Source organism: Streptomyces sp. NPDC097981, assembly GCF_040302565.1.
GTDB lineage: Bacteria > Actinomycetota > Actinomycetes > Streptomycetales > Streptomycetaceae > Streptomyces.
Window position 1 is genome coordinate 127,090 of sequence record NZ_JBEORW010000013.1, and the last position, 16,661, is coordinate 143,750.

A 16,661-nucleotide genomic window follows, 5' to 3' on the forward strand; every position below is an offset into this window, starting at 1 on the left:
CCCCCCGGCCCCCCGCCCCCCCCCCGGGCCGCGGCGGGGGGGTAACCCCTGACCCCGGGCGGGGGGGCCGGCCCCCCGGCCGGAGGCCGCGGACCCGAGCGGGGTCCGCGGCAGCCGTTCCCGGGGAGCGCCCGAGTTTTCCGAGGGCGCCCCCGGGGGTGGTCACTCGTGCCACCGCCGCCTTTCACCTTCCGTGGAACCGACTCGGGCGAATCGCTTCCGCATGCCGTGGACCACGGCACCCCGCCACCCGGCATCCCACAACTCAATACACAGGCTCGACTCGCACCGCTTTCGCACCACCTCCAAGACACCACGTCCCTGCCGACGTGTTCAACCGAACGGAGGAAGCCGTGGCCCAGGCGCCCAGGTTTCGCAAAGATGCAGTCGCAATACCGGAGGAGAAGCACCCGGTCGACGAGACCCTGCCTCCGCTGAAAATGTTCACGAGCGGCCTGCAGCACGTGGCCGCCATGTACGCGGGTGTCGTCGCCCCGCCCATGATCGTCGGCCCTGCCGTCGGACTCTCCGCCACGGAGACCGCGTTCCTGATGGGCGCGTCGCTCTTCACCGCCGGCCTCGCCACCCTCCTCCAGACCCTCGGCTTCTGGAAGATCGGCGCCAGGCTCCCCTTCGTCAACGGCGTCTCGTTCGCCGGTGTGACACCGATGATCGCCATCGGCAAGGGCCAGGGGGACCACGCGATCCCCGTCATCTTCGGCGCGATCATCGTCGCCGGGGTCGTCGGCTTCCTCGCCGCCCCGTACTTCGGGAAACTCGTCCGCTTCTTCCCGCCCGTGGTCACCGGTACGGTCATCACCTTGATCGGCGTGTCCCTGCTGCCCGTGGCCTTCAACTGGTCGCAGGGCGGTAACCGCACCGCCGCCGACTACGGCTCGATGAAGAACATAGGCATGGCCGCCGTCACCCTCGTGATCGTCCTGCTGATGCGCAAGTTCCTGCGCGGGTTCCTCCAGCAGATCTCCATCCTGCTCGGGCTGGTCGCGGGCACGCTGATCGCCCTCCCGCTGGGCATGACCAGCCTCGACGCCGTCAAGAACGCCTCGCTGGTGGGCTTCCCGACGCCCTTCCACTTCGGTGCCCCGCAGTTCCAGGTCGCCGCCGTCGTCTCCATGTGCATCGTCATGCTCGTCTGCATGACCGAGTCCACCGCCGACATCCTGGCCCTCGGCAAGATCGTCGGCCGTCCGGCGGACGCGAACACCATCGAGGGCGGACTGCGCGCCGACACGCTCGGCAGTGCGCTCAGCCCGCTGTTCAACGGCTTCATGTGCAGTGCCTTCGCGCAGAACATCGGGCTCGTGGCGATGACCAAGGTGCGCAGCCGGTTCGTCGTCGCCGCGGGCGGCGGCATCCTGATCCTGCTGGGCCTGTGCCCGATGGCCGCCTCCGTCATCGGAGTGGTCCCGCTGCCGGTCCTCGGCGGCGCCGGCATCGTGCTGTTCGGCTCGGTCGCGGCCAGCGGGATCCAGACCCTGGCGGGCGCCGCCATGGAGAAGGGCGAGAACGCCCTGATCGTCGCCGCCTCGGTCGGTATCGGCCTGATCCCGATCGCGGCGCCGAACTTCTACCACGCGTTCCCGAAGGACCTGCTGGTCGTCCTCGACTCCGGCATCAGCACCGGGTGCGTGGTGGCCATCGTGCTCAACCTGGCCTTCAACCACCTCGGCACCCGCCGGGCCACGGCCGCCGAGGGGGTCGCGGAACCGCTGCCGGCGCACTGAGCTCCGTACCGGCGTTCCGGCGCAGCCGTGCAGCGCGGCTCCGGCGGGTGCGTGCGGCCACGCGTCAAGAGCGCGGCCCCGGTCGTATGCGCAGCCCCATTGCGCCATCCACCCCCGCAAGGGGCTGACGGGCAGTCAACTCGGTGTAGACAGGCGTCTGCGATGCCGGACCGAAGGAGCCCCGCCATGCGAAGGAAGACCGCGGCACTGCTGGGAAGTGCCACGCTGCTCGCCATCCCGCTGCTCGCCGGGCCTGCCGAGGCCGCACCGGCCGGGGCCGACTGGAATTGCGGTGACGCCTTTTACTCCAGCCGGACTGAAGGCCATGCGTGGATCCAGTACTGCGAGAACAAGAACGTCGTGGTGGCCACCGTCACGGACGACAAGGCCGACGGCCGGTGCCCGCGGGTGTCCGGATACCTGTACAACGGCAGGTACGAGGTCCACTCCGCGGCCGTCGGCCCCAAGGGCGCGTCGCGCTACGTGGAGATCTACGCGCCCGCCGGCGACTGGTTCTACGTCGCCGGCGTGACCTGGAAGAGCTGCTGACCCAGGGCCGCGGGCCACAGGCTGCAGCCCGCAGCCTGTGGCCCGTCCTGTCAGCCCTGCCCGTCCGCCGGACCCTCCCAGAGCATCAGGTTGGTCATCAGCTCGGCCTGCTCGATCGCGTCGTCGAGGGCGTGGTGGGTGTGCCGGCGGCGGGAGAGCAGTTCCTTCGGCATCCGCCCTTTGACGGCGGCGCGCAGCGGGACCCGCGCCTTGGCCGCGTACAGGGTCTTCATGTCGAGGCAGCCGGAGTGCCCGAAGGGGCTGTCGCCGCCGAACCGCATCAAGTACCAGTACAGGAAGGTCCAGTCGAAGGAGGCCGGGTAGCCGCACATCACGGGCTGGGCGTCGGCGTCCGCGGCCACCCGGCGCACCCACGCCCGGAAGGCGTCCATGGCCGCGCCGGGGTCGGCGCCCTCCCGGACCAGCCGGTCCCGGTCGAGGCCGCTGACGGCGAGCGCCTCGGGTACGTACTGGTCACCGATCGGCCGGAGTTCGCGGTAGAAGGTGTGCTGCTCGGGGTTCGCGGCCGTATACGAAGCGCCGTCCTGCCGCCCCGCGACGGCGGCGCCGAAGCTGATCATCGAGTACGGGCCGGGGATCGGGCCGTCGGCCTCGATGTCGACGGAGATGTAGAGGCTGGGGCGTGCGGTGCGGGCTGCCATGCGCCTGAGCATGTCAGCCCGCACCGCGGGAGATCATCCGATTTACGAGGCCGGGGCCAGGTACATCCCCGTCTGGTCGGCCCCCGCCGTGTTCTTGCAGCTCACGTTCGAGGCGGCGGGCTGGGCGACGGCCAGGGCCAGGCAGCGGCCTACGGCGAGCTGGCCGAAGTAGTTCGGGTGCATGGACTCCTGGACCAGCCCCTGCGTCTCGCTGCTGTCGATCCAGCGCGCCCACTCGCTCGTCTTCGCCGAGGCCGGCACCGCGGTGGTCACCTGCTTGCTGGCCTTGGCGCACACCTCGCGCCCCTGCATCATGTCCCGCAGGTCCAGGAACTGCACGCCCTTGGCCGCGGCGACACCCTTGAGGCGATCGGCGATCTGCGGCACGAGCGAGTCCCTGGCCCAGTCGGAGTCCCGGTTCCAGAAGGGGCATCCGCCGCTGTCGAGGCGGCTCCAGTCGCTCTGCGTGTACCGGTTCTCCGCGCCGCGGGGGATCGGCGACGGGTAGGACTGGAGCACGATCCGGTACGAGGAGTCGGCGTACCCGGTGGCCCGCATCACGGCGCGGATCTCGTCCACGGACTTGCCGACGTTCGACATGGCTGCGTCGATCTTCTGGTCGACGGCGTACTGCTGGTCGTCGTAGCAGTAGGAGTTCCAGAGGACGAAGTCGAGGGCGCAGTCCTTGATGATGTCGGCGAAGCCGAGGTCGTTCCCGCCGATGGACAGCGCAATGACCTTGACGTTGTTCGCGGCCGCCACGGCGGCGAGCTGATCGGCCTGCGGGGCCTCGCCCTTGAAGGGCACGCCGCCGTTGGAGGCGCGGAAGACGTTCTCGGAAGTCGCCCCGGAACACGCCAGGTTCACGGCCGTGTCGGCGATCGTCCCGGCACTCCTGACCTCGGCGGAGTCGGAGCGGTGGCAGCCCCCGGCGGTGCTCCCGTAGACCTTCGAGGGGTCGTAGGTGCTCCCGCTGACCCAGGCCCGGTCGGTGCCGGTGCGGTTGCCGGTGTTGGTGAGGCTGTTGCCCTTCCAGCGGCCGGCCTCGCCGGATATGTAACTGTCACCCATGGACACCACGGCGGTGGGCCCGGTCCCGGGGCTGGCCACGGAGGTCCCGGCGGAACCGCCGACCAGGGCGCCGACGGCGAGCGGCAGAACCATCCCGGCCCCGGCGAATCGTCGCACTCGACTCCGGGCCCGGTCCTTGCTGGCGTTGCGGAATCCGATCACTGCGGAACTCCTGCGGTAGGCCATGGCGAAGCCTGAGCGAACTCCGGTGCATGGCTGGGGAAGTGGGGGTACCGCCGGCCGGTGGCACCGGAAAGGTGACATGGAGCACGTTGTTACCGCTAGGTAGCCGCAGATTACGATGACGTAACGACCGACCGGTCGTTCGGCTCGTGAACGGGCCCTGCCCTCGGCCGGATTGCGGCGTTCAGCCGTAGCTGCTGCACACGCCGGCCCGGCGTGGGGATCCCGGGCGCCGGCGGTTGCGGACCGTGGGGCGGGGCGGGGCGCGACGGGCGCCCGGCCCGTGCGGCAGGGCGCTCGGCCGGCCGCGGCACGAGAACGGCTCCGCCCCCGCTGCCTGGTGGCGGCGGGGGCGGAGCCGGGGTTCGACTGCTGTGCGATTCAGCCGAAGTCGGGGTGTCAGCCGACGAGCTGCTCGTATGCGGGGAGGGTGAGGAAGTCCGCGTAGTCCGCGTCCAGGGAGACCTGGAGGAGGAGGTCGTGGGCTTGCTGCCACTTTCCGGCCGCGAAGGCCTCCTCGCCGACCTCGGCGCGGATGGCGGCCAGTTCCTCGGCGGCGATCTTGCGGGTCAGCTCGGCGGTGGCCCTCTCGCCGTTCTCGAACACGACGCCGGCGTTGATCCACTGCCAGATCTGCGAGCGGGAGATCTCGGCGGTGGCCGCATCCTCCATCAGGCCGAAGATGCCGACGGCGCCCAGGCCGCGCAGCCAGGCCTCGATGTAGCGGGTGCCGACCTGGACCGCGTTGCGCAGGCCCTCGTACGTGGGCTTCGCGTCCAGCGAGTCGATCGCGATGAGCTCGCCCGGGGCCACCGCGACGTCCTCGCGCAGCCGGTCCTTCTGGTTCGGCTTCTCGCCGAGGACCGCGTCGAACGAGGCCATCGCGATCGGGACCAGGTCGGGGTGGGCGACCCACGAGCCGTCGAAGCCGTCGCCCGCCTCGCGGTCCTTGTCGGCCTTGACCTTCTCGAACGCGACCCGGTTGACCTCGGCGTCCTTGCGGGACGGGATGAAGGCCGCCATGCCGCCGATCGCGTGCGCGCCGCGCTTGTGGCAGGTGCGGACCAGCAGCTCGGTGTACGCCCGCATGAACGGGGCCGTCATCGTCACCGCGTTGCGGTCCGGGAGGACGAACTTCTCGCCGCCGTCGCGGAAGTTCTTCACGATGGAGAAGAGGTAGTCCCAGCGGCCCGCGTTCAGGCCCGCCGCGTGGTCGCGCAGCTCGTAGAGGATCTCCTCCATCTCGTACGCGGCCGTGATGGTCTCGATCAGGACCGTCGCGCGGACGGTGCCCTGCGGGATCCCGACGTAGTCCTGGGCGAAGACGAAGATCTCGTTCCAGAGGCGCGCCTCCAGGTGCGACTCCGTCTTCGGCAGGTAGAAGTACGGGCCCTTGCCGAGCGAGATGAGGCGCTTGGCGTTGTGGAAGAAGTAGAGGCCGAAGTCGACCAGGGCGCCGGGGATCGGGCGGCCGTCGATCTGGAGGTGGCGCTCCTCGAGGTGCCAGCCGCGCGGGCGCATCACGACGGTCGCCAGCTGCTCGGCGGGCTTCAGGGCGTACGACTTGCCCGTGCGCGCGTCCGTGAAGTCGATGCGGCGCTCGTAGGCGTCGATGAGGTTGAGCTGGCCGAGGACGACGTTCTCCCAGGTGGGGGCCGAGGCGTCCTCGAAGTCGGCGAGCCAGACCCGGGCGCCCGAATTCAGGGCGTTGACGGTCATCTTGCGGTCGGTCGGACCGGTGATCTCCACGCGACGGTCGTTCAGTGCGGCCGGGGCCGGCGCGACCTTCCAGTCGCCCTCGCGGACCTGTGCGGTGTCCGGGAGGAAGTCGAGGTGGGAGGTGCGGGCGATTTCGGCGCGGCGCTCGGCACGGCGGGCGAGGAGCTCGTCGCGGCGGGGCGTGAACCGCTGGTGGAGCTCGGCCACGAAGGCCAGGGCGGCCTCCGTCAGGACTTCGTCCTGCCGGGGCAGGGGCTCGGCGTCGACGATGGCCAGCGATGACGGCGCTGGTGCGGACATATCTGTCACTCCTTCAGCGGCGGTGCCTGGCGGCCGCGGGGAATGCTCGCGCAGGACGGCACGCAGTGCCGTCGGGTGTGGAGAGTTCCGGGATACGGTCGCGGGCGCCGTCTGGGGGTTCAGGGCGCTTCTGACCAGTGGATAGTAATTTCCTTATGGTGGAAGTTCAATGGTTTGTTGATGTCGAGATTCTCCGGGTCGACAGATTCCGGCGTCCGGTGGCCCTCAGTGCCACCTTCGTCACTGCCCGCTCAGACCGCGCTCAACCGGCGCTCAAGCCAGTCGTGCCAGGTCGGGCGGGGTGTCGATGTCGAAGGCCTCGGCGATGTCCCCGCACTCCACCAGCGTGAGCTCGTCCGCGTGATCCGTCAGGTGCACCCGCGCGCCCCTGTCTCCCGTCGCCGTCGCCGCGATGTCCGCCCAGCGGTCCGCGCCGAAGAGCACCGGATGGCCGCGCTCTCCGCCGTAGGCCGCCGCCACGAGGCTCGCGGGGGAGCGGTACGCCTCCCGCACCCGGGCCACGGCCGCGGGCCCGATGCCCGGCTGGTCCACCAGGGAGACGAGCGCCGCGGCGGCACCCGTGCCGGCGAGCGAGGCGAGGCCCACGCGCAGGGAGGAGCCCATGCCCTCCGCCCAGTCGGGGTTGTCCACGACCACGCAGCCGGCCAGGTCCGCGCGCTCGCGGACCTCGGCCGCGGAGGCGCCGAGCACCACGTGGAGCGGACCGCAGCCCGCCTCGCGCAGCACCCGTACCGCGTTCTCGACGAGCGGCCGGCCGCGGTAGGGGAGCAGGGCCTTGGGGCGCCCGCCGAGGCGCCGGCCGCCGCCGGCCGCGAGGAGCAGGCCCGCGATCACGGGGCCAGGGGACTGGGACGGGGACCGGGTGGTTGCGTTGGCAGACATGGCAGCGATTCTCGCCCCTGCGCGGCCGCGGGAGCCCGCCGCGCCAGGAGGCGCCGTACGGCTGCCAGCGCGGCCCCGAGGCGCAGCGGCGCGGAGATCCGGTTCTCGACGGCGCTCGCCAGGGCGCGTTCTTCACGGTCGGTCAGCGGGTTCGACACGGCGGTCTCCTTGCCAATCGGGGGCCAATACCGCGAGTCTGGACCCCGGATTGGCCTGGTCGGCAGTGCCAATCAGGGGAGGTTGGCATGGCAAACGGGCGAGTCGTCCAGACGACGGACAGAACCCTCGGCAGTCGCCAGCTCGCGGCCCTGCTGCCCTCCGAGGTGCTGGCCCGCCCCGGGTACCGCGCCCTCGCCGACGCCGTGCGGACCCTGATCCTCGACGGCCGGATCGCCCTGCACATACGGATGCCCGCCGAGCGCGAGCTCGCCGAGGCGCTCGGTGCCAGCCGGGCCACCGTGACCGGGGCCTACGACCTGCTGCGCGAGAGCGGCTACGTCCGCAGCCGGCGCGGCTCCGGCACCTGGACCGAGCTCCCCGAGGGCCACGGCCCGGTCGGCGCGCACCTGCTGGCCGGATCCGGCGGGTACATCCCCGACGGCGAACCCGGGATCGACCTGGCCATCGCCGCGGTGGGCGCGCCGCAGGACAGCCTCGCCGAGGCCCTCGCCTGGGCCGCGCCCCGGCTGCCGGGGCTCGCCCGGAGCCCCGGCTACCACCCCTTCGGCCTGCCCGACCTGCGCAGCGCCGTCGCCGAACGGTTCACCCGGCGCGGGCTGGCGACCCGCCCCGAGCAGATCCTGGTCACGGCCGGCGCCCAGCAGGCGTTCACACTGGTCATGAGCCTGCTGTGCCGGCCCGGGGACCGGGTGGTGACCGAGAACCCCACGTACGCGAACGCCCTGGACGCCCTGCGGCTCGCGCGGCTGCGCACCGGGTCGATCGCCGTGTCCGACAGGGGCTGGGACATGGAGATCGCCGAGTCTACGCTGCGGCAGACCGTGCCGAGGCTGGCGTACGTGGTCCCGGACTTCCACAACCCGACGGGCGCGCTGATGCCTCAGGAGCAGCGGCTGCGGCTGCTGTCGGCGACGCGGCGGACCGGGACCTGGCTGGTGGTCGACGAGACCATCGCCGACATCGCCCTGGACGTGCCGGCGCCGGCGCCCCTGGCCTCGCTGGCGCCGAGGGGCGGGGCGGACCACGTGGTGACGATCGGCTCGCTCAGCAAGACCCACTGGGGCGGACTGCGGGTGGGGTGGGTCCGGGCCGCCTCGAAGATGATCACGGAGCTGACGGCCGTGAAGGTGGCCGCCGACATGACGGGCTCGGTGCTGGACCAGCTGGTGGCGCTGCCGCTGCTGCAGGGTCTGGAGCGGACCCTGCCGACGCGCATCGCGCAGCTCCGGGAGCAGCGGGAGGCGCTGGTGCGCGCGCTGGAACGGCACACTCCGGAGTGGTCGTGGCAGCTGCCGCCGGGCGGGCTGTCGCTCTGGGTCGACCTGGGGGAGCCGGTGAGTTCGGCGCTCGCGGAGCGGGCGGCCGCCGACGGGGTGTACATCGGGCGCGGCGCCCGCTTCGGGGTGGACGCGGGCACCTTCGAGCACCGGCTGCGGATCCCGTACACCCTGCCGGCGGACCGCCTGGACGAGGGGGTCCGCCGCCTGGCGGCAGCCTTCCACGAGGGTGTCCCGCTGACCCCGGCGGTGGAACGGCCGCACTGGGTGGCGTAGTAGTGCAACGGTCTTCGCCGCGCAGCGGAGCTACGGGGTGCGGATCAGGCGGCGGGTGGCGGCCGCGGCCACCGCCGAGGTGCGGGAGTCGACGCCGAGCTTGGCGTAGATGTGGACCAGGTGGGACTTGACCGTGGCCTGGCTCAGGAAGAGCTTCTTCGAGATCTGCTGGTTCGACAGACCGTCCGCGACCAGCTGGAGCACCTCCAGCTCCCGCTTCGTCAACGCCTCCGCGGGCGTCCGCATGCGGTCCATCAGCCGCAGCGCCACCGCCGGGGCCAGCGCCGACTGGCCCGCCGCCGCCGTGCGGACCGCCGCCGCGAGCTCCTCCGGCGGGGCGTCCTTCAGCAGGTAGCCCGACGCGCCCGCCTCGACGGCGGCCAGGATGTCCGCGTCCGTGTCGTACGTGGTCAGGACCAGGACCCGGGGGGCCCCGGGCCGGGCGGTGATCGCGGCCGTCGCCGCCGATCCGTGCATGCCCGCGCCGAACTGGAGGTCCATCAGGACCACGTCCACCGCCTCGGAGGCGGCCAGCTCCACCGCCCGCTCGGCGGTGGCGGCCTCCGCGATCACGGCGAAGTCCGGCTCGGTGTCCAGCACCGCGCGCAGCCCGGCCCGGACCACCGGGTGGTCGTCGGCCAGCAGCAGACGGATCGTCATCAGGGTGCCTCCAGCGGCAGCGGCAGGGTGACGGCCACGGCGGTGCCCTGGCCCGGCGCGGACTCCACGGTGAACAGGCCGCCCAGCGTCTCGGCCCGCGAACGCATCGCCGGCAGCCCGAAGCCGCCCTCGCCGGAGGGGGCCGAGGAGGGATCGAAGCCGGACCCGTCGTCCACGATGTCCAGCGTCACCGAGGTGTCCATGAAGGTCAGGGTGATCTCGGCGCGCCCGGCCCCGGCATGCCTCACCACGTTGGCCAGCGCCGACTGCGCGATCCGCAGCAGGGCCACCTCGTACGGGGTGGGCAGGACCCGGGGCGTGCCGCTCAGGCAGAAGCGGACGCGAGGCCCGGGAACGGCCGTGCACAGCCGCTCCAGTGCGGCGGCGAGGGAGCCGTGCTCCAGGTCCGGCGGGGTGAGCGCCCGTACGAAGCGACGCGCCTCGGCGAGGTTCTCCTGGGCGGCCTCCCGGGCCCGGCCGATGTGGCCCAGGGCCGCCGTCACCGGGTCGGCGGGGGCGGGGCCGGCGGTGGCCGGGCCGGATGCGGGGGCAGGCCCGCGCCACGCGGAGCCGGGGCTTCCCGCACCGCCAGCGCCAGCCCCGCTGCCCGCGCCAGCCCCGCCGCCCGCGCCGGCCCCGCCCGGCCGGGCCGGGCCGGACGCGGGGGTGGCCGGGCCGGCCGCCGCCCCTTCGGCCAGTGACCGCTCCGCCGCGCGCAGCAGCAGCTGGATGGAGGACAGCCCCTGCGCCAGGGTGTCGTGGATCTCCCGTGCCAGCCGCTCCCGCTCGGCCAGGATCCCGGCGTCCCGCTCGGCCGCGGCCAGTTCGGCCCGGGTGGCGATGAGCTCCTCGATCAGCTCGCGGCGGCGCTCGCTCTCGCGGTACAGCGCCTGGTAGCCCAGTACGGTCGCCACCGCCACGGCCCCGCCGATCAGCGGTCCGAGGAAGGCCCCGGGCGTCACCGCGCTGCTGTGCCCCAGGAAGCCGCCGATCGCCGCGCACGCGGTCACCGCGACGGCCGCGACGCCCCAGCGCAGCCGCAGCAGGTGCAGCTCCAGGAAGTACAGCGGGAAGGCGATCCACAGCCCGTCGGGGGAGACCACCAGCAGCCCCGCCCAGGCCGCGCCGAGAGCGGCCAGCCACACCGCCCCCGCACGCGGCGAGCGGTGCACCGCCGGAGCCAGTACGCCGGCCGCGTACACGGCGGCCAGCACCGCGCAGCCGGCGACCACCCAGCCGGCGCGCGGCGGGGAGTCGGTGACGGCCCGCCCGGCGGCCAGCGCGAGCAGCCCGAACAGCAGCGCGTGCAGGCACAGGCGCAGGACGCGCGAGACGGGGGTGAGGGGGCGGGGAGCGGGGGATTCCGGATCAGCCATGGCCCGACCAGCCTAAGCGCGTGCCCGCGGCCCCCGGTCAATCGAAAGTTTGATGTCGGGATGCGTCCTTCGATACCGGGATCGCTACCGTGGCGCGATGCCCCCGGTCCCTGTGGAAGACCAAGGTGGGGACCATGTTCGTCGCATGGAGAGATCTACGGTTCGCCAAGGGCCGCTTCGCCCTCATGGGCTCGGTCGTACTGCTGATCACGCTGCTGGTCGGCCTGTTGTCCGGGCTCACCGCCGGCCTGGCCCGGGAGAACATCTCGGCCGTCACCGGGCTGCCCGCCGGCCGTCTGGCCTTCGCCGCGCCCGCGGGGGACCAGAAGGTGTCCTTCACCAACTCCCAGGTGTCCGAGAAGGCCTGGCAGGCCTGGCGGGCCCGGCCCGGCGTGAAGTCGGCCGAGCCGCTCGGCATCCGCACCACCAACGCGGTGGCGGGCGGGCGCACCGCGGCGGTCTCCGTCTTCGGCGTCGACCCGGCCGGCCCCCTCGGACCGCGCGGGAGCGGCCTCGCCCAGGGGCGGGTGGTTCTCGCCGAGAAGGCCGCGAAGGAGCTCGGCGGCCTCGCCGCGGGCGACCGGCTGAAGATCGGCCCGCTGGAGCTGACCGTGGCCGCCGTCTCCGGCACCGCCGCCTACAGCCACACCCCGGTCGTCTGGATGGATCTGAACGACTGGCAGCGCATCGGCAACCCCGGCACCTCCGCCGAGACCCTCGCCACCGTGATCGCGCTCGACACCGCCGGTTCCGCGGACCTCGCCGCCGGCGACCGGGCCGCCGCCACCAAGGCCCAGACCATCGACGAGGCGCTCGGCGCCATAGGCTCCTACCAGGCCGAGAACGGCTCGCTCCAGCTGATGCGCGGCTTCCTCTTTGTCATCTCCGCCCTGGTCATAGGGGCCTTCTTCACCGTGTGGACGATCCAGCGCAGCGGCGACATCGCCGTGCTGAAGGCGCTGGGTGCCTCCACCCCGTACCTGCTGAAGGACGCCCTCGGCCAGGCCGTGGTGATGCTCGCGATCGGCACCGGGCTCGGCACGGCGATCGCCGCCGCGTTCGGCGCGCTGATCAGCGGCGGCAACGTGCCCTTCGTCCTCGACACCGCGACCGTGCTGGTGCCCGCCGCGATCATGATCGCGCTCGGTGCGCTGGGCGCGGCCCTGTCCATCCGGCGGATCACCGCCGTCGACCCCCTGACCGCTCTCGGGAGCGCCCGATGACCCTCCTCGTGCACGACGTCACGCTCACGTACCCGGACGGCGAGAGCCGGCTCACCGCCCTCGACCGGGTCCGCCTGGAGGTGCCCGCGGGCACCCTGACCGCGGTGATCGGACCCTCCGGTTCCGGCAAGTCCAGCCTGCTGGCGGTCGCCGCCACCCTGGTCACCCCGGACGCCGGGCAGGTGGTGGTGGCCGGCCAGGACACCGCACGCCTGAGCGCGGCCGAGAAGTCGGCCCTGCGGCGGGAGCGGATCGGCATCGTCTTCCAGCAGCCGAACCTGCTGCCCTCGCTCACCGCGGCCGAGCAGCTCCTGGTGATGGCGCACCTGTCGGGCCGGCCCTCGCGGACGCTGCGCCGCCGCGCGCTGGGACTGCTGGACGCGGTGGGCCTGGCCGACAAGGCCGACAAGCGGCCCCACCAGCTCTCCGGCGGGCAGCGCCAGCGGGTCAACATCGCCCGCGCCCTGATGAACGAGCCAGCCGTGCTCCTGGTCGACGAGCCCACGAGCGCCCTGGACCACGAGCGCGGGGCGGCCGTACTCGACCTGCTGGTCACCCTGACCCGCGAGCGCTCCACGGCGACCGTGCTGGTCACCCACGACCACGCCCACCTGGACCGGATGGACCGGACGGCGACGATGACGGACGGCCGCCTGTCGCAGTCGCGATCGGAACCGGAGCAGGAGTCCGAGGCGGTCCCGGCAGCCTGAGCGGCCGCTTCCGCCACGGCGCACGTACGAAGGCCCCGGCCCCCCTCGGAACAGAGGGGGCCGGGGCCTTCGTGCACCAGCCGGGGCCTTCGTGCACCAGCCGGGGCCTTCGTGCACCAGCCGGGGCCTTCGTGCACCAGCCGGGGCCTTCGTGCACCAAGCGCCGGGGCCGGAACCTACGCGGGGTTCTGGCTCTGCAGGGCCACGGACAGCTCGGCCGCGACGTTCTGCAGGATCGGCACGATCGAGTCCGTCAGGCCCTCGGTCACCCGTCCGGCCGGGCCCGAGATGGAGATCGCGGCGGCGGTCGGCGAGTTCGGCACCGACACGGCGAGGCAGCGGACTCCTATCTCCTGCTCGTTGTCGTCGACCGCGTAGCCGACCTTGCGGACCTGCTCCAGGGCCTCCAGGAAGCCTTCGGGCGTGGTGATGGTCTTCTCGGTCGCGGCCGGCATCCCGGTGCGCGCCAGCAGGGCCCGCACCTCGTCGGCGGGGGTGTACGCGAGCAGCGCCTTGCCCACGCCGGTGGAGTGCGGCAGCACCCGGCGGCCGACCTCGGTGAACATGCGCATGGAGTGCTTGGACGGCACCTGGGCGACGTAGACGATCTCGTCGCCGTCGAGCAGGGCCATGTTGGCCGTCTCGCCGGTCTCCTCGACCAGACGGGCGAGGTACGGCCGGGCCCAGGTCCCCAGCAGGCGCGACGCGGACTCGCCGAGGCGGATCAGCCGGGGGCCGAGGGAGTACCGTCGATTGGGCTGCTGCCGGACGTAGCCGCATGCCACGAGGGTGCGCATGAGGCGGTGGATGGTGGGCAGCGGCAGACCGCTGGCGGTGGAGAGCTCGCTCAGGCCGACCTCGCCCCCGGCATCGGCCATGCGTTCGAGCAGATCGAAGGCGCGCTCAAGGGACTGGACGCCACCGCCGGCGGCGGTGGGCTTGGCGGAAGCGTCGGTGGTGCTGGCGCTGGACGTCGGCACGGCGCGGTCCTTTCGGTGCTGGCAGGCAAGGAAGCAGCCTACCGGTCGGTCGGCGTCGGCCCTAGAGCCGGGTCGAAGCCGTCCCCGCCGGTCAGATGGGGTTTGTCCGGGTGGCGGATGTCCTCGGGAAGTTACCTGCCCGCCCTCCGGTGGTGATAGCTACATTCTGGATAGTGAAATCTTAATTCCATTCTGTGGAAACATCCAATTGCGGCTTCGGCGTGTCAGTGCTCCCTCCGGGCGCTCTTGACTGGCTCCGGATCGGCGGCGAGACTCCGTCAACAGAACGTTGAATTTCGCTCTGTGGAAGTAGATGGGGAGGTTCCGGCGTGTCCGACGACGTGGAACTGGTACTGCGCTCGACTCGCGTCATCACCCCCGAGGGGACGCGCGCCGCTTCGGTCGCCGTCGCCGCCGGGAAGATCGTCGCCGTACTGCCGCACGACGCCGAGGTACCGGCCGGTGCCCGGGTCGAGGACTTCGGCGACGACGTCCTGCTCCCCGGCCTGGTCGACACCCACGTGCACGTGAACGACCCGGGCCGCACCGAGTGGGAGGGCTTCTGGACGGCCACCCGCGCCGCCGCGGCCGGAGGCGTCACCACGATCCTCGACATGCCGCTCAACTCCCTGCCGCCGACCACCACGGTCGACAACCTCCGCGTCAAGCGGGAGGTCGCCCTGGCCAAGGCGCACGTGGACGTCGGCTTCTGGGGCGGCGCCCTGCCGGACAACGTCAAGGACCTGCGCCCGCTGCACGACGCCGGCGTCTACGGCTTCAAGTGCTTCCTGTCGCCCTCCGGCGTCGACGAGTTCCCCGAGCTCGACCAGGAGCAGCTGGCCGCCTCGCTCGCCGAGATCACCGGCTTCGGCGGTCTGATGATCGTGCACGCCGAGGACCCGCACCACCTGGACTCCGCGCCGGTCGTCCCGGGGCCCAAGTACGCCGACTTCCTCGCCTCCCGCCCGCGCGACGCCGAGAACACCGCGATCGGGAACCTGATCGCCCAGGCGAAGCGGCTGAACGCGCGCGTCCACGTACTGCACCTGTCCTCCTCCGACGCGCTGCCGCTGATCGCCGCGGCCAAGGCCGAGGGCGTCCGGATCACCGTCGAGTCCTGCCCGCACTACCTCACCCTCACGGCCGAGGAAGTGCCCGACGGCGCCAGTGAGTTCAAGTGCTGCCCGCCCATCCGCGAGGCCGCCAACCAGGACCTCCTGTGGGACGCGCTCGCCGAGGGCACCATCGACTGCATCGTCTCCGACCACTCGCCCTCCACGGCGGACCTGAAGACGGCCGACTTCTCCACCGCGTGGGGCGGCATCTCCTCCCTGCAGCTCGGCCTGCCGGCGATCTGGACCGAGGCCCGGCGCCGCGGCCGCACCCTGGAGGACGTGGTGCGCTGGATGTCCGCCGCCCCCGCCGCCCTCGCGGGCCTCGCCGGCAAGGGCGCGATCGAGGCCGGCCGCGACGCCGACTTCGCCGTGCTGGCCCCCGAAGAGACCTTCACCGTGGATCCCGCGGAACTGCACCACCGCAACCAGGTCACGGCGTACGCGGGCAAGACCCTGCACGGCGTCGTGAAGTCCACCTGGCTGCGCGGTACGCAGATCGCCGACCACGGCACCCCGACCGAGCCCACGGGCCGACTCCTTGAAAGGCAGAACTGACAAGTGGCGCAGCCTTCGATTCCTTTGGCTTCCTTCACCGGCAACGCGAACCCGTACGGAGGCGGCGACCCGTACGCCGACTACCGCACCGCGGACTTCCCGTTCACCCAGCACGCGAACCTCGCCGCGCGTCAGCTCGGCGCCGGTGTCCTCGCCGCCAACGACGAGTTCTTCGCCCAGCGCGAGAACCTGCTCGTCGAAGAGGCCGCCCACTTCGACCCCGAGCACTTCGGCCACAAGGGCAAGGTCATGGACGGCTGGGAGACCCGCCGCCGCCGCGGCGTCTCGGCCGGGCAGCCCTGGCCGACCGCCGAGGACCACGACTGGGCACTGATCCGCCTCGGCGCCCCCGGCGTCATCCGGGGCATCGTCGTCGACACCGCCCACTTCCGCGGCAACATGCCGCAGGCCGTCTCGGTGGAGGGCGCCTCCGTCGAGGGCTCGCCGACCGCGGAGGAGCTCCTCTCCGACGACGTGAAGTGGACGACCCTCGTACCGCGCACGCCCGTCGGCGGCCACGCGGCCAACGGCTTCGAGGTCGACGTCGAGCAGCGCTTCACGCACCTGCGCCTGAACCAGCACCCGGACGGCGGCATCGCCCGCCTGCGCGTCTACGGCGAGGTCCGCCCCGACCCGAAGTGGCTCGCCGCGCTCGGCACCTTCGACGTCGTCGCCCTGGAGAACGGCGGCTCCGTCCAGGACGCCTCCAACCGCTTCTACTCCCCGCCGACCAACACCATCAACCCGGGCCGCTCCCGCAAGATGGACGACGGCTGGGAGACCGCCCGCCGCCGCGACAACGGCAACGACTGGATCCGCTACCAGCTGGTGGCCGACTCCGAGATCCGCGCCGTCGAGATCGACACCGCGTACCTCAAGGGCAACTCGGCCGGCTGGGCCTCGCTGTCCGTCAAGTCCGGCGACGAGGGCGAGTGGACGGAGTTCCTGCCGCGCACCCGCCTCCAGCCCGACACCAACCACCGCTTCGTGCTCGACGCCCCGGCGGTCGGCACCCACGTCCGGATCGACATCTTCCCGGACGGCGGTTTCTCCCGCCTGCGCCTGTACGGCTCGCTGACGGAGGCCGGCGAGGCCGCGCTGACCGCCCGTCACCAGGAGCTGGGCGGCTGACGCAGGCCGTGTGACCGCCCCGGGGGCCGACACCCCCGGGGCCCGC

The 16,661-nt window shown here is 72.5% G+C and carries 14 protein-coding genes; 7 read left to right on the top strand and 7 right to left on the bottom strand.

Annotation, left to right across the window (positions count from 1 at the left end; translation table 11 throughout):
• Positions 1-353 precede the first annotated feature (353 nt).
• Positions 354-1,745, top strand: a complete 1,392-nt coding sequence (locus ABTY04_RS15585; protein ID WP_352213945.1) for a nucleobase:cation symporter-2 family protein — start codon at positions 354-356, stop codon at positions 1,743-1,745.
• 186 nt (positions 1,746-1,931) lie between these two features.
• A complete protein-coding gene (locus tag ABTY04_RS15590; RefSeq protein ID WP_352213897.1) occupies positions 1,932-2,294 on the top strand; it encodes a hypothetical protein in 363 nt (120 codons plus the stop codon).
• Between the two features lie 50 nt (positions 2,295-2,344).
• Here the strand turns inward: ABTY04_RS15590 and ABTY04_RS15595 are convergent, their stop codons facing one another.
• The 4 genes from ABTY04_RS15595 to ABTY04_RS15610 form a co-directional block, all read right to left on the bottom strand.
• Entirely contained in the window at positions 2,345-2,956 is a 612-nt protein-coding gene (locus ABTY04_RS15595) for a 3'-5' exoribonuclease domain-containing protein (RefSeq protein WP_352213898.1), read from the bottom strand.
• A 42-nt stretch (positions 2,957-2,998) separates the two neighbouring features.
• Complete coding sequence (locus tag ABTY04_RS15600; RefSeq protein ID WP_352213946.1) at positions 2,999-4,120, bottom strand: GDSL-type esterase/lipase family protein; 1,122 nt, start codon at positions 4,118-4,120, stop codon at positions 2,999-3,001.
• 489 nt (positions 4,121-4,609) lie between these two features.
• The gene (gene aceB, locus ABTY04_RS15605) at positions 4,610-6,229 is read right to left on the bottom strand and encodes a malate synthase A (RefSeq protein WP_352213899.1); all 1,620 of its coding nucleotides are present in this window, start codon (positions 6,227-6,229) and stop codon (positions 4,610-4,612) included.
• 273 nt (positions 6,230-6,502) lie between these two features.
• Positions 6,503-7,132, bottom strand: a complete 630-nt coding sequence (locus tag ABTY04_RS15610; protein WP_352213900.1) for a nucleotidyltransferase family protein — start codon at positions 7,130-7,132, stop codon at positions 6,503-6,505.
• A gap of 245 nt (positions 7,133-7,377) precedes the next feature.
• Here ABTY04_RS15610 and yczR point away from each other — a divergent pair, with 245 nt between their 5' ends.
• Positions 7,378-8,865 carry a MocR-like transcription factor YczR gene (gene yczR, locus ABTY04_RS15615; protein ID WP_352213901.1) on the top strand — a complete coding sequence of 496 codons (1,488 nt, stop codon included), beginning with the start codon at positions 7,378-7,380 and terminating at the stop codon, positions 8,863-8,865.
• A 30-nt stretch (positions 8,866-8,895) separates the two neighbouring features.
• Here yczR and ABTY04_RS15620 read toward each other — a convergent pair whose 3' ends face one another.
• Both ABTY04_RS15620 and ABTY04_RS15625 read right to left on the bottom strand, forming a co-directional pair.
• Positions 8,896-9,525 carry a response regulator gene (locus tag ABTY04_RS15620; protein ID WP_352213902.1) on the bottom strand — a complete coding sequence of 210 codons (630 nt, stop codon included), beginning with the start codon at positions 9,523-9,525 and terminating at the stop codon, positions 8,896-8,898.
• The gene (locus ABTY04_RS15625; RefSeq protein WP_352213903.1) at positions 9,525-10,901 is read right to left on the bottom strand and encodes a sensor histidine kinase; all 1,377 of its coding nucleotides are present in this window, start codon (positions 10,899-10,901) and stop codon (positions 9,525-9,527) included. Before ABTY04_RS15625 ends, ABTY04_RS15620 begins: the two co-directional genes overlap by 1 nt.
• A gap of 134 nt (positions 10,902-11,035) precedes the next feature.
• Here ABTY04_RS15625 and ABTY04_RS15630 point away from each other — a divergent pair, with 134 nt between their 5' ends.
• Together ABTY04_RS15630 and ABTY04_RS15635 are read left to right on the top strand one after the other, a co-directional pair.
• Positions 11,036-12,124, top strand: coding sequence for an ABC transporter permease (locus ABTY04_RS15630; protein ID WP_352213904.1), 1,089 nt, complete (start codon positions 11,036-11,038; stop codon positions 12,122-12,124).
• On the top strand, positions 12,121-12,834 hold the full coding sequence (locus ABTY04_RS15635; RefSeq protein ID WP_352213905.1) for an ABC transporter ATP-binding protein: 714 nt from the start codon (positions 12,121-12,123) through the stop codon (positions 12,832-12,834). Before ABTY04_RS15630 ends, ABTY04_RS15635 begins: the two co-directional genes overlap by 4 nt.
• Positions 12,835-13,010: 176 nt before the next feature.
• Here ABTY04_RS15635 and ABTY04_RS15640 read toward each other — a convergent pair whose 3' ends face one another.
• A complete protein-coding gene (locus ABTY04_RS15640) occupies positions 13,011-13,814 on the bottom strand; it encodes an IclR family transcriptional regulator (protein WP_352213906.1) in 804 nt (267 codons plus the stop codon).
• Positions 13,815-14,143: 329 nt separating this feature from the next.
• Between ABTY04_RS15640 and allB the strand changes: the two genes are divergently transcribed.
• Together allB and alc are read left to right on the top strand one after the other, a co-directional pair.
• Complete coding sequence (allB, locus tag ABTY04_RS15645) at positions 14,144-15,484, top strand: allantoinase AllB (RefSeq protein WP_352213907.1); 1,341 nt, start codon at positions 14,144-14,146, stop codon at positions 15,482-15,484.
• An 18-nt stretch (positions 15,485-15,502) separates the two neighbouring features.
• On the top strand, positions 15,503-16,615 hold the full coding sequence (gene alc, locus ABTY04_RS15650; protein ID WP_352213947.1) for an allantoicase: 1,113 nt from the start codon (positions 15,503-15,505) through the stop codon (positions 16,613-16,615).
• The last annotated feature ends 46 nt before the right edge of the window (positions 16,616-16,661 follow it).

Bases quoted from the DNA above. Each gene is read 5' to 3' on its own strand.
- aceB (WP_352213899.1), bottom strand. From the start codon at position 6,229: ATGTCCGCACCAGCGCCGTCATCGCTGGCCATCGTCGACGCCGAGCCC.
- ABTY04_RS15590 (WP_352213897.1), top strand. From the start codon at position 1,932: ATGCGAAGGAAGACCGCGGCACTGCTGGGAAGTGCCACGCTGCTCGCC.
- ABTY04_RS15635 (WP_352213905.1), top strand. From the start codon at position 12,121: ATGACCCTCCTCGTGCACGACGTCACGCTCACGTACCCGGACGGCGAG.
- ABTY04_RS15630 (WP_352213904.1), top strand. From the start codon at position 11,036: ATGTTCGTCGCATGGAGAGATCTACGGTTCGCCAAGGGCCGCTTCGCC.
- yczR (WP_352213901.1), top strand. From the start codon at position 7,378: ATGGCAAACGGGCGAGTCGTCCAGACGACGGACAGAACCCTCGGCAGT.
- ABTY04_RS15595 (WP_352213898.1), bottom strand. From the start codon at position 2,956: ATGGCAGCCCGCACCGCACGCCCCAGCCTCTACATCTCCGTCGACATC.
- ABTY04_RS15625 (WP_352213903.1), bottom strand. From the start codon at position 10,901: ATGGCTGATCCGGAATCCCCCGCTCCCCGCCCCCTCACCCCCGTCTCG.
- ABTY04_RS15620 (WP_352213902.1), bottom strand. From the start codon at position 9,525: ATGACGATCCGTCTGCTGCTGGCCGACGACCACCCGGTGGTCCGGGCC.
- ABTY04_RS15600 (WP_352213946.1), bottom strand. From the start codon at position 4,120: ATGGTTCTGCCGCTCGCCGTCGGCGCCCTGGTCGGCGGTTCCGCCGGG.
- ABTY04_RS15610 (WP_352213900.1), bottom strand. From the start codon at position 7,132: ATGTCTGCCAACGCAACCACCCGGTCCCCGTCCCAGTCCCCTGGCCCC.